This is a genomic window from Haloarcula nitratireducens (assembly GCF_019599505.1).
Map to the genome: position 1 here is coordinate 271,266 of NZ_RKLT01000003.1, position 12,609 is coordinate 283,874.

Sequence of the window (12,609 nt, forward strand, 5' to 3'; positions counted from 1 at the left end):
GGTAAGGTCGTTTTCGTCCGTCCGCGAGAGGGGACGGAACTCGCGGATTACTTCCGATCGAAGCGGTCGTGGGTCATCACCTTGTGCCAGGTGTCCACGAAGTCCCGCACGAACTTCTCCTCGCCGTCGTCGCTGCCGTAGACCTCCGCGACGGAGCGGAGGCGGGCGTTCGACCCGAAGACGAGGTCGAAGCGGGTCCCCTTCCGGACGACCTCGCCCGTGTCGCGGTCGTGCCCCTCGAAGACGTACTCGTCCTCGTCGGCCGGCTCCCACTCCACGTCCATGCCGAGCAGGTTCACGAAGAAGTCGTTGGTCAGCGTCCCCGGTCGGTCGGTGAAGACGCCGAGGTCCGACCCGTCGTAGTTCGCGTCGAGCGCCCGCATCCCGCCGACGAGAACCGTCATCTCGGGAACCGTCAGGTCCAGGAGTTCCGCCTTGTCGACCAGCAGCTCCTCGGCCCGTTCGTCGGCCTCGTCGCCGCGGTAGTTCCGGAACCCGTCCGCGTCGGGCTTGAGCGCCTCGAAGGACTCGACGTCGGTCTGTTCCTGCGAGGCGTCCGTGCGGCCCGGCTCGAACGGAACGTCGACGTCGTACCCGGCGTCCGCCGCCGCCTGCTCGACGGCGACGTTGCCGCCGAGGACGATGAGGTCGGCGAGCGAGATCGCCGTTCCGTCGGAGCGCGAACTGTTGAACTCTTCCTGTATCTCTTCGAGGGTGTCGAGTACGGTCGTCAGCTCCTCCGGGTTGTTCACCTCCCAGTCGCGCTGTGGCCGGAGGCGGACCCGAGCGCCGTTGGCACCGCCGCGCTTGTCGCTGTCGCGGTACGTCGACGCCGACGCCCAGGCGGTCCTGACGAGCTGGGGGACGGAGAGCTCCGAGTCGCGGATCTCCGCTTTCAGTTCCTCGACCTCCTCCTCACCGACGATGCCGTAGTCGGCGTCGGGGATCGGGTCCTGCCAGAGCATCTCCTCGTCGGGCACCTCGGGACCGAGGAGACGGGACGGCGGGCCCATGTCGCGGTGGATCAGCTTGTACCAGGCCTTCGCGAAGGCCTGCTGGAACTCGCCGGGGTTCTCCTGGAAGCGCTCTAAGACCTCCCGGTAGTCCTCGTCGCGCTTCAGGGCGACGTCCGTCGTCAGCATCATGGGGTCCACCATCTCCGAGGAGTCGTGGGCGTCCGGAACGGAGCCCTCCAGTTCCTCGTCGACCGGTCGCCACTGCCACGCGCCGCCGGGACCCTTGTGGGGCTCCCACTCGTGGTCGAGCAGGTTGTCGATATACCCCATGTCCCACTGGATCGGCGCGCTGTTCCACGGACCCTCTATCCCGCCGGTGATCGTGTCCTGCCCGCGTCCGGATTCGAAGTCGCTCTCCCAGCCGAGTCCCTGATTCTCGATCTCGGCGGCGGCGGGCTCGGGACCGAGGTAGTCGGGGTCGTCGGCGCCGTGGACCTTCCCGAAGGTGTGTCCGCCGGCGATGAGCGCGACCGTCTCCTCGTCGTTCATCGCCATGTGGCCGAACGACTCGCGGATGTTCTTCGCCGACCCCTCCAGGTCGGGCTCGCCGTTCGGCCCCTCGGGGTTCACGTAGATGAGGCCCATGACGGTGTTACCGAGCGGGTCTCTGAGGGAGCCGTCCTCGTCGAAGCGCTCGGGGGAGGTCTGCTCCATCTCGTCTTCCGGACCCCAGTCGACGGCCTCGTCGGGCATGTAGGCGTCGTCGCGGCCGCCGCCGAAGCCGAACGTCTCGAAGCCCATCGACTCCAGGGCGACGTTCCCGGTCAGGACCAGCAGGTCAGCCCACGAGAGCTTCTTGCCGTACTTCTGCTTGACGGGCCAGAGCAGTCGGCGCGCCTTGTCGAGGTTCGCGTTGTCGGGCCAACTGTCGAGGGGCGGGAAGCGCTGCCCGGCGCGGTTCGCGCCGCCGCGGCCGTCGGCGACGCGGTACGTGCCGGCGCTGTGCCACGCCATCCGAATCATCAGCGGTCCGTAGTGGCCGTAGTCGGCCGGCCACCAGTCCTGCGACGTCGTCAGGACGTCCTCGATGTCCGCCTTCACCTGCTCGAAGTCGAGCTTCTGGAACTCCTCGGCGTAGTCGAAGTCCTCGTCCATCGGGTCCCCGGGACGCGTGTTGTCGTCGAGGATCTCCAAGTTCAGCTGATCCGGCCACCAGTCCTGATTAGACCTGGTCATCAGCAGGTGATTGCTCCGTTCGCAAGTTAAAATTGACTATTTCGGAAACGAAGTTTCGCTCCGACGCAAGCAATCTACCGTGTTTATAAACGATGATTGCTAAGAATCGTGTTTTCTCTCCGGGGTCAGATAAAGTGGCTGAACAGTATCGGCCGATGACAGGAGCTGCAGATGGAGGGACGGCCGTTTCGTGTCGCCGCTGATCGGTCGTCTCGGCGGTCCGAGCGCCGATAGCGTCTCGACGTGTCGAAACCGCCCGCAGTTGACGAGGCGTGAGAAGGCGTTACCGGCTGTGCTCAGCGGCTCTCTAAGTTCCGCTCTAAGTCCCGCAGGCGCTCGATGCGCTTCTCGGTGGTCGGGTGCGTGCGGAACAGCTTCCCGATCCAGCCGACGCTGATGGGGACGATGAAGAAGGCGTTCATCTCCGACTGGCCGCGCAGGTCGTCCTTGGGCACTTTCTCCATGCCGCTGTCTATCTTCATCAGCGCCGACGCGAGCGCCGAGGGGCGGCCGGTGATGGCCGCGCCGCCGCGGTCGGCGGCGAACTCGCGGTAGCGGCTGAGCGCGCGGATGAGCAGGAACGAGACGATCCACACGACCAGCGAGGCGAGGATGGCGACGATGACCGGGGCCTGCTGCTGGCCGCCGCGGTCGCGGCCGCCGCTGAACAGCCACCCCCAGCGGACGATGAGGAAGGCGATGGTCGAGAGGAACGAGGCGATGGTCATCACCATCACGTCGCGGTTCTTGACGTGGGCGAGTTCGTGGGCGACGACGCCCTCCAACTCGTCCTCGTTCAGCATGTTCATCAGCCCCGTCGTCACGCAGACGGCGGCGCTCTTCTGGGAGCGGCCCGTCGCGAAGGCGTTCGGGGTGCGAGAGTCGGCGACGGCCACCTTCGGTTTGGGGAGGTCGGCCTGCTGGGAGAGGCGCTCGACCATCCGGTGGAGTTCGGGGTACTCGTCGGGTTCGACCTCGCGCGCGCCCATCGAGTACAGCGCGAGCTTGTCGCTGAAGAAGAACTGCGCGCCCAGGAACAGCGCCATCACGAGGACGACGGGGAACAACCGGTTGCCGAAGAAGAGGACGACGAAACCGAGGAACGTGACGTACAGCGCGAACAGCAGGAACATCGTCACTGCCATCCGGCCGCGCAGTCCCCAGTCGGTTTGCCACTGCATGCGGATAGATAGCGGGCGGAGACGGTAAAAGGTCGCTATCCTGTTCCCGAATCGCACACCGGCGAGCGGACGGCCCCGCCGCCGGGGCTTTGTGCCGTCGGCGAGAACGACGGTCATGACCGAGACAGTTCTCGTCACCGGCGGCCGCGGCCGCTCCGGACGCTGGATCTGCGACCGCCTCGCGGGCGAGTACCACGTCGTCTGCGCCGATCTGGACCACCCGGGCTGGGAAGTCCCCGAGCGCGAGCACGTCGAGTTCAAGGCCGTCGACGCGACCGACGGGGCCGAGGTCCGCGACCTGGTGAGCGAGTACGACCCCGACGCCGTCGTCCACTGGGCGGCGATTCCGGCCCCCGAGCGCCACGCCGGCACGCGCGTCTTCGAGACGAACGTCTCGGCGGCGTACAACGTCCTCGACGCCGCCGGGCGCGCCGGGGCGGACGTCGTCTGGGCGTCCTCCGAGAGCGCCTACGGCCTGGCCTTCGCCGAGGAGACGCCCCTGCCGGCGTATCTCCCCATCGACGAGAATCATCCGATGGCCCCCGAAGACCCCTACGGCACCTCGAAGGTGACTGGCGAGGAGATCGCGAAGATGGTCGCGCGACGCGACGGCGTCTCCATCGCGTCGATCCGACCGTCGTGGATTCAGTACCCCGGCGAGTACGCCTGCCGCGACGCGGCCGAGGGCGACCTCGACGGCGGCGCGGGCAACTGCTGGTCGTACGTCGACGTCCGGGACGTGGCGGCGCTCGTCGACGCGGCGCTCGACGCCGACTTCGACGGCCACGAGGCGTTCCACGCCGCCGCGGCCGAGAACTACGTCGGCCGGCCGACCGCGGAACTGGTCGAAGAGCACTGGGGCGAACTCCCCGAGGAGTGCGAACTCGACGGCGAGCAGTCCGCGCTCTCGACGGCGAAGGCCCGGAGTTTGCTGGAGTGGGCACCCGAACACGACTGGCGCGAGGCCGCCGACGCCGACGTCCCGGAGCCGACCCTCCTCGGAACGTAGGCCGACGGCGAGCGTCGGAACGCACGACTTAACCGACTGACCGGACTACGGAGCGTACATGAGCCGGTCCGGAGCCTTCTGTCCGCGGTGCGGCGAGGAGATGGCCGAGCCGCCCACGGACCGACCCGAGCTGCCGGGCGCACGGCGGGACTCCGAGCGAGTCCTCTGTGACGCCTGCTACTTCGAGGAGTTCGACCTCGTGGACGCCCCCGAGGAGATCCAGGTGCGGGTGTGCGCCCAGTGCGGCGCGGTCCACAAGGGCAACCGCTGGGTCGACGTGGGCGCGGAGGACTACACCGACATCGCCGTCGAACAGGTGAGCGAGGCGCTGGGCATCCACGTCGACGCCCAGTCCGTCGCCTGGCAGGTCGCGCCCGAACAGGTCGATAAGAACAACATCCGGATGCACGCCGAGTTCTCAGGCGTCGTCCGCGGGACGCCCGTTACCGAGGAGGTCGTCGTCCCCGTCAGCATCTCCCGACAGACCTGCGAGCGCTGCGGGAAGATCGCCGGCGGTTCCTTCGCCAGCATCGTGCAGGTGCGCGCCGAGGGCCGCGACCCGACCGACGAGGAGGTCGCGCGCGCGAGGACCATCGCCGAGGAGTACGTCGCGGCGCGGGAGGCCACGGGGTCCCGCGACGCGTTCATCACCGAGACGAAGGAGCTGGACGAGGGGCTGAACATGAAGATCTCGACGAACAAGCTCGGCCAGGGCGTCGCGAAGCGCATCACGGAACAGCTGGGCGGGTCCTACTCCGATTCGAAGCGCCTCGTCACGGAGGACGAGGACGGCCAGAAGCTCTACCGGATGTCCTACGCCGTCCGCCTCCCTCGCTATCAGCAGGGCGAGGTCATCGACCCCGAGGACGGCGACGGCCCCGTGCTGGTCCGGTCGATACAGGGCAACCTCAAGGGGACGCGGCTGGCCACCGGCGAGCAGTACGAGGCCAGTTTCGAGGAGAGCGAGGCCCCCGACGCCACCCGCCTCGGGTTCCGCGAGGACGGCGAGCGGACGACGCTCGTCGCCTTCGAGGACGAGAACGCCGTCCAGGTGTTAGACCCCGAGACCTTCGAGAGCAAGACGGTCGCCCGGCCGGAGTACCTCGACACCGACGCCGACGAGGTGCCGGTCATCAAGAGCCGAGCGGGCCTGCACGTCTTACCGGAGAGCGACGAGCGCGAGGACGGGGCGTGACGACGATGGTGGGAGGCGGTGAGAGCGATGTCTGAGCGCGACGCCGGTCAGCGGTTCGCCGTCGTCGTGGCGAAACCCCGAACGCAGGCCGTCATCGACGCCTTACAGGAGGAAGGCGTCTACGACGCCGACCGGAGCGTCCGGCCGTGGGACGACGACAGCGTCGCCATTCCCGTGACCGACCCGCCGCAGTCCGTGGACGTTCGGGAGGTCGTCCGGCAGGTCGGCGAACCGCGCCTGCGGGGCTTAGCGGACCACCTCCGCGAACGCGGTTGGACCGACGACGAACTCGACGCCGCCCCCTCGTCGTGGGCCGTCGTCGGCAGCGTCGTCCTCGTGAAACCGGGCGATAGCCCCCGCCCCGAGGAGGTGGGCGAGGCGCTGCTGGACCTCCACGGCGAGGCCGACACGGTGCTCGCTCGCGGCGGCATCGACGGCGCGCACCGCGAGCCCGACGTGACGTTCCTCGCGGGCGAGGGCGACACCGAAACGGTTCACACCGAGCACGGGACGAAGTACGCGCTGGACCTCGCCGAGGTGATGTTCTCGCCGGGCAACGAGGCCGAGCGCGTTCGGATGGGGGAGGTCGTCGAGGACGGCGAGTCCGTCCTCGACATGTTCGCCGGTATCGGTTACTTCACGCTCCCGATGGCTCGGGCCGGCGCGTCCGTCACCGCTGTCGAGCGCAACCCGACCGCCTTCCGCTATCTGGTCGAGAACGCGATGCTCAACGGCGTGAGCGAGCGCGTGACGCCGTACCGAGCGGACTGCCGGGACGTGATTCGGGAGGGGCTGGCCGAGGGAGAAGTCGACCGCGTGGTGATGGGCTATTACGAGGCGCACGAATACCTCGATTCGGCGCTGTCGGCGCTCTCGCCCGGCGGCGTCGTCCACATGCACGAAGCGACCCCCGAGGACCTCGTCTTCGAGCGGCCGATCAGCCGACTCGAAGCCGCGGCGGCCGACGCGGACCGCGCCACCGAGGTTCTGGACACCCGCCGCGTGAAGGGGTACAGCGAGGGCGTGGCCCACGTCGTCGCGGACGCGCGGGTCGAGTGACGGTCGAGCATACGAGGAGACCGAGAACGAAGTTACTTTGCCTCGCAAGCGGCCACAGACGCCATGAGCAACGCTACCGACTCCGTCCGTCTCGGCGTCGTCGGCCTCGGTTTCATGGGCCAGACCCACGCCACGAACGCCCGCGACCTCGGTCACGAGGTCGTCGCCGGCGCGGACGTCGTCGCCGAGACGCGCGAGGAGTTCGCGCGGTCCTACGACGCGACGACCTACGAGGACTTCGAGGAGATGTATCGCACCGAGTCGCTCGACGCCGTCGCGGTGTCGACGCCGAACTCGTTTCACGAGGCCGCCGTCGTCGCCGCGCTCTCCCACGGCTACGACGCCCTCTGTGAGAAGCCGCTCGCGGACGACTTAGCGGCCGCAGAGCGGATGGCCGAGGCCGCTCACGACTCCGATGGGTTCTGCATGGTGAACTTCCACAACCGCATCATGCCCGCCGTCGAGGTGTTCAAGGGGTATCAGGAGGAGGGGAAGTTCGGCGACGTGACGGCGATCCAGGCGAACTACGTCCGCTCCCGGGGCATCCCCGGCGTCGGCTCCTGGTTCACGAACGAGGAGCTATCGGGCGGCGGGGCCGTCATCGACATCGGCGTCCACGCCATCGACCTGGCGCTGTACCTGATGGGTTACCCGGCCGTCGAGGAGGTCTCCGCCGTCACCCGGACCGAGTTCGGGGAGAAGGACGAGTACGTCGACCCCGACGACTGGTACGAGGCGACCGACGAGGCCGTCTTCGACGTGGAGGACTCGGCGACGGCGATGATCCGCTGTGCCGGCGACCGGACGATCACGCTGGAGGTCGCGTGGGCCGCGAACCAGACGGAGACGAGGGAGTTCGTCGTCCGCGGGACCGACGCCGGTGCGAGACTCGAACTCGGCGGCGAGGAGTTGGCGCTGTTCGACGCCGGTCGGCAGGGGACCGACCACCTCGTCGAGTCGCAAGTCGTGGACGCGTCGCTCGATCACACCGGGTGGACCGGGAGCGACAAGCTGTTCCTCGACGCCGTGGCGCGCGGCCAGGCGCCCGAGCGCAACACCATCGACCAGGCGCTGACGGTCCAGCGGGTCATCGACGCCATCTACCGGTCCGGCGAGTCCGGGACGGTCGCCGTCGTCGGCGAGGACGACGACGCCGGCTCCGGCGAGCGGACCGAGTGAGAAGGGCGGCCGCTTTGAATCCGCCCTTCTCCCCCGGCTCCGCCCCGTCACCGGCCACATCGCGACGGGTGCTTTCGGTGTGCGTACCGGAACGCGACCAACACGCACCCCAAACTATTCACTATCTGTCCGATTTCTATTAGGTATGCGCCGCCGACAGTTCCTCGCCGGTCTCTCCGTCGCCGCCGTCGCCCCCCTCGCCGGCTGTTCGGACCCGCGCGGATCTATCCGGCTGACCGACGTGAGCGACGACGCGGCCCTCGCCGAGCGGTGGACCCGCTCCGCCGACGCCCTCACCGAGTCGTCCCAAGAGTTGGTCGCCGGTGCCGTCGAAGACGACGACGACGCGCGCGCGACCGCCGCCGCCACGAGTCCGCCGCTCGAGCTCGCTCGCCCGGTGCGGTACGAGGGGTCGTACTACGACATCAGCTACGAGGCGACGAACGAGCGCGAGGAGACCAGTTACGACGTCGTCGTGACGTTCAACCCGGACCCCGCGCCCGAGACGACCGTCGCCTTCGCCGACCTCCCGGCCGTCGATCGGGAAGTCCTCGACGGCCTGCTGGAGTCGCGCTGGGACCGCACCGACGAGACGAACACCAGGTTGGGGACGCCGGCGGTCTACACCGACGCCGAGACGGCCGAATCTGTCGTCGTCCCCGAGCCCGAGTACGACGGCGTCACGCGGGACGACCGGACCGTCGGTATCGGCGTCGACGGCAGCCGACTGGTGACCGTCGCGGACTACCGCTACCGCGCCGAGCTACTGGCCGAGGACGCCGCCGGCATCGCGGCGCTGGCCCGCGAGCGCTACCGGTTCGAGTTCGCCGACCTGAGCGCCGAACAGCGGTCGATCCTGGACGAGGCGAAGGGCGGCGAAGCCCGCTCCGAAGACCCGCCCTCGCGGGCGTTCACCGACCTCGTGGAGAAGTTCCGAGCCCACGACGGCCTCGACGTCGACGAGTACGGCGGGACGTGGCTCCTGGGCTACGACGGGCGCGACTGGTGGGCGATGGTTCGGGATCCGCGGGGGACGCCGACGGCGGGGTGACCGTCGGCGCTAGATCCGACGGCCCGGCTACGCGCGCTCACAGCACCGCGCCGGACTGCAGTGCGGCGACCAGCAGCGTCACGGTCAGCACGCTGGCGAGCGTCGTCAGCAGCACCGTCGCGCTCACGAACTCGCCGGGGGCCAGCCGCTCGGCGTCCTCGCTGAACGCGCCGACGAGGATGAGCGTCGTCACGCCCGTCGGCGTCGCGAGCAGGAGGACGACCACGCGGGCGACGGTCGGGTTCGAGAAGCCGACGAGTAAGGCGACGCCGGTGGCGACGACCGGGGCCAACAGGAGCCGGAGGCCGCTCGCGGTGCCGACCGGTCGCACCGCGTCGGTGCCGTCGACGCTTGACAGTTGAATGCCGAGGATGAGCAGCATCACCGGAATCGAGGCGTTGCCGAGCAGTTCGAGGGTCTGCATCAGCGTCGAGGACTCCGCGGGGACGACGCCGAGCCAGCGGACCGCCAGCGCGGCGACGACGGCGTACACCAGCGGCACGCCGAACACCTGTCGCATGTCCGCGAGCGCGTCGCCGCCGCTCCCTCGGGCCGCGACGTAGATACCGAGCGTGTACAGCATGACGCCCTGGAGCGCCGTCACGAGGACGGCGACGCTCCGGCCCGTCGGGCCGAACGCGAAGTCCGCAAGCGGGATGCCGTAGTTGCCGGTGTTCGGGAAGATGGAGACGAGGACGAACGCGCCCAACAGCGGCTCCGAGTACCCCGAGAAGCGGCCGACGAGTTCGGCGACGACCAGCATCGCCGCGGTGAAGGCGAAGACGGTGAGGACGACCTGAACGATGGTTCCGCCGCCCAGCGCCGACGTCGTCAAGCTGTGGACGACGAGCGCCGGCGCGAGGACGTAGACGGTGACGGTGTTGAGCGCGTCCGGGTCGACGCCCTCGTATCGTCCGAGGAAGAAGCCGACGGCCGCCACGGCGACGACCGGCAGAATCGCGGAGGCGAAGATACCCAGCAGTGACACGAGAGCGCCTCGTCCGGGGAGCGGCAGAACACTTTCGACTTCGACCCGCCGCGTGCGGGGAGTTAACAGAGGTCGTACCGAGCGATCTCCGTCGACCCACACTGGTGGCAGCTCTCCGAGTGCTGGGGCATCTTCATCCCGCACATCCGGCACTCGTAGACGATACACGACCGCGCACCCTGCAGGAGGCGCTGCAACAGTCCTATCACTGACATCTATCGCTCCCTGTCCGGTCCCGCCGTTCGGCACCGTTACCGCCGAGCGACCGACGGGACGGTGAAAAGCGTAGTTACCAATCACCGCTGTTTCGCTGTCAGTTACTTCGATCTACAGCCGGTTTCGTACCAGTGACGGAGAGTTCGCGACCGGAACGGCTAGAACAGAGAGGCAGAAAGCGACGGTTCTCGCTGGGGTGAACGCGGCGGGAGCGACCCTATCGCTTGTCGGTGCCGACGCGCGGATCGAGGACGCCGTACGAGAGGTCCTGCGCGACGTTGCCGAGGACGCCGACGGCGATGATGACGAGGGTGCCCCCGAGCAAGACCGGCAGGTCCCGCTCCTGCACGGATCGAAACAGCAGGAGCCCGAATCCCTCGATACCGAACAGCACCTCGACGACGAACACCGCGAGCACCAGCAGCGCGAGGACCTCGGTGAACACCATCGAGAGAACGGGAATGGCCGCGTTGCGCAGGACGTGGGCGCCGACGCGTCGCTTCGACGCGCCCTTCGCGGTCACGAGGCGGACGAACTCCGCCGACGCGTACTCGACGGAGTACGCCCGGGCGTAGCTGACGACCCCGCCGAGTATCGTCGTCGCGGTCAGCAGGGCGGGCAGGACGTAGCCGAAGAGGAGCGGCGGCCGGGCGACGACGCCGCCGGCGGCGAGCGAGACGAGGAGACCGCCGATCCAGAAGTTCGGTACCGCGAAGAGCGCGTACGCCGTCCCGAGACCGTAGTCCGCCAGGCGGCTCTCGGGGTTCAACGCGACGTACAGCCCCAGTGAGACGCCAGCGGCGACGGCGACGACCAGCGCCGGGAGGACGTACGCCGCCGTCCGCGCCACCGACCCGACGACCAGCGGGAACACCGGTTCGCCGACCCGGAACGACGTGCCCCACTCCAGCGTGAGCATGTCGCCGAGCCAGTCGACGTACTGCGCCCAGAGCGGGCGGTCGAACCCGCGTGCGGCGAGGTACTGTTCCGCGACCCGGTCGACGGTCTGCTCCTCCGCCCCTCGCCATTTGAGCGCCCCGAGCCGCTGTTCAAGCACCCAGTCCTCGGTGAGCGTAAAGAGCGCGAACACCGCCGTCAGCACCGTCCACGCGGAGAGCAGCCCCAACAGCGCGCGCCACGCGACGACGCGGAGAATTCTCACACGGACCACTCCGGGGGCGGGCCTACCGGACGACCGGATGTTCGAACGTGCGACGGGGCAACGCTCAGGGAGAGCATCAGATCTCTGTTGGGCGCGATCGCGTCAAAAATCCGGCGGCGAATGTGGGGGCGTGCAGAACAGGTAGGTTTATGCCACTCCGTGGGTCGGTTTGGCATGCCCTCCATGGACGAGTCGGACGAACCGAGCGAGCCGCCGCGGTTTCAGCGCGTCGAATGGGCGGAGATAGCGCCGCGGCGTCGCCGAGCGACGCCCGAACGGATCGCGTTCGCGCTCGGCGTCGCGGTCGTCCTCGGCCTCTTTCTGTACGACGCCTACGTCGCCCACGTCTACCTCGTGGGGTCGTGGGAGGCGACGCCCGTCGACTGGGCGGTCATGCTCGCGGCCGTCTGTCTCGCGGCCTACGGCGTCGTCCCGGCGATCCAGCGTCCCCGGTCCGCTCGTCGGGTTATCCGGGCCGTTCGCACGCGGACCGCCCTCCTCGGGAGCGCCGCCGCGCTCGGCCTCGTCGCCGTCCTCGGCCTTGTCGCCGCGCCCGTCCTCGGCGAGCCGTCGCTCGCGTTCAACTACGCGTACCAGCCGCCGGTCGGCTTCACCGCCCGAATCTACAACACGGGCTGTCTCGGCGAGGTGTTACGGGGGCCGGGTATCACGCGCTACTGTCGCGGGACGCTGTACTACCCGCTCGGGACGAACTACCGGGGACAGCCGCTGGACTACCTGCTCATCTCGGGCGCTCGCACCGCCGTCTACGTGGTCGCGTTCACGGCCGCGTTCATCGTTCCGCTGGCCACCGCCGTCGGCGTCGCCGCCGGCCTGCGCGGCGGTCGCTTAGACGACCTGCTGATGGCCTACGTCGACGTGCAGGTCAGCGTCCCCGCCCTCTTCCTGTACTTCGTCGGCTACATGTACTTCGGCCCCTCGCTCCTGCTGTTGCTCCTCACTTTCGGCCTGCTGAGCTGGGGCGGCATCGCCCGACTCGTCCGGAGCGAGGTGCTCCAGCGCCGCGAGGACGGCTACGTCCGCCTCGCCCACAGCCTCGGGGCGTCCGACCGGTACCTCGCAACCAGACACGTCCTCCCGAACGTCACGAACACGCTCGTCCCGGCGGTGTTCCACCTCTTCGCCGTCCTCGTCGTCGCCGAGGCCGGCGTCGCCTTCCTCGGGTTCAGCGACATCGAGCGCCACTCGTGGGGGTCGACCATCGCCGAGGGGCTCTCGACCGACCCGATGTACCCCCACGAGGTCTGGTGGGTCTCGACGGTGCCAGCGCTGGCGCTCGCCGCGACCGTCGTCGCGTTCAAACTCGCCGGCGACGGCCTCCGGGACGCCTTCGACCCCCGAACGGAGAACTGACTC

General features: G+C 68.8%; 11 protein-coding genes. 6 read left to right on the top strand and 5 right to left on the bottom strand.

What is annotated here, in order from left to right; genetic code table 11:
- Window positions 1-47 precede the first annotated feature (47 nt).
- A complete protein-coding gene (gene katG, locus EGH23_RS11350; RefSeq protein WP_220580110.1) occupies window positions 48-2,192 on the bottom strand; it encodes a catalase/peroxidase HPI in 2,145 nt (714 codons plus the stop codon).
- A 296-nt stretch (window positions 2,193-2,488) separates the two neighbouring features.
- Entirely contained in the window at window positions 2,489-3,373 is an 885-nt protein-coding gene (gene htpX, locus EGH23_RS11355) for a zinc metalloprotease HtpX (protein WP_220580111.1), read from the bottom strand.
- 115 nt (window positions 3,374-3,488) lie between these two features.
- On the opposite strand from htpX, the gene EGH23_RS11360 reads away from it, so the two are divergent.
- The 5 genes from EGH23_RS11360 (at window position 3,489) to EGH23_RS11380 (ending at window position 8,866) form a co-directional block, all read left to right on the top strand.
- Window positions 3,489-4,382: an NAD-dependent epimerase/dehydratase family protein gene (locus tag EGH23_RS11360; protein ID WP_220580112.1), complete on the top strand. Its 894-nt coding sequence runs from the start codon at window positions 3,489-3,491 to the stop codon at window positions 4,380-4,382.
- Window positions 4,383-4,440: 58 nt separating this feature from the next.
- Complete coding sequence (locus tag EGH23_RS11365; RefSeq protein WP_220580113.1) at window positions 4,441-5,577, top strand: 60S ribosomal export protein NMD3; 1,137 nt, start codon at window positions 4,441-4,443, stop codon at window positions 5,575-5,577.
- Window positions 5,578-5,604: 27 nt separating this feature from the next.
- The gene (locus tag EGH23_RS11370) at window positions 5,605-6,636 is read left to right on the top strand and encodes a class I SAM-dependent methyltransferase (protein ID WP_220580114.1); all 1,032 of its coding nucleotides are present in this window, start codon (window positions 5,605-5,607) and stop codon (window positions 6,634-6,636) included.
- Window positions 6,637-6,699: 63 nt separating this feature from the next.
- On the top strand, window positions 6,700-7,815 hold the full coding sequence (locus tag EGH23_RS11375; RefSeq protein WP_220580115.1) for a Gfo/Idh/MocA family protein: 1,116 nt from the start codon (window positions 6,700-6,702) through the stop codon (window positions 7,813-7,815).
- A gap of 145 nt (window positions 7,816-7,960) precedes the next feature.
- Window positions 7,961-8,866 carry a hypothetical protein gene (locus tag EGH23_RS11380; RefSeq protein ID WP_220580116.1) on the top strand — a complete coding sequence of 302 codons (906 nt, stop codon included), beginning with the start codon at window positions 7,961-7,963 and terminating at the stop codon, window positions 8,864-8,866.
- Window positions 8,867-8,903: 37 nt separating this feature from the next.
- Here the strand turns inward: EGH23_RS11380 and EGH23_RS11385 are convergent, their stop codons facing one another.
- From EGH23_RS11385 to EGH23_RS11395, 3 genes are all read right to left on the bottom strand, one after another.
- Window positions 8,904-9,854 (bottom strand): AEC family transporter, encoded by a 951-nt coding sequence (locus tag EGH23_RS11385; protein ID WP_220580117.1) that lies wholly within the window; start codon window positions 9,852-9,854, stop codon window positions 8,904-8,906.
- Window positions 9,855-9,916: 62 nt separating this feature from the next.
- Window positions 9,917-10,069, bottom strand: coding sequence for a hypothetical protein (locus EGH23_RS11390; protein WP_220580118.1), 153 nt, complete (start codon window positions 10,067-10,069; stop codon window positions 9,917-9,919).
- A gap of 218 nt (window positions 10,070-10,287) precedes the next feature.
- A complete protein-coding gene (locus tag EGH23_RS11395; RefSeq protein WP_220580119.1) occupies window positions 10,288-11,232 on the bottom strand; it encodes an ABC transporter permease in 945 nt (314 codons plus the stop codon).
- A gap of 174 nt (window positions 11,233-11,406) precedes the next feature.
- Between EGH23_RS11395 and EGH23_RS11400 the strand changes: the two genes are divergently transcribed.
- Window positions 11,407-12,606: an ABC transporter permease gene (locus EGH23_RS11400; RefSeq protein ID WP_236044767.1), complete on the top strand. Its 1,200-nt coding sequence runs from the start codon at window positions 11,407-11,409 to the stop codon at window positions 12,604-12,606.
- The last annotated feature ends 3 nt before the right edge of the window (window positions 12,607-12,609 follow it).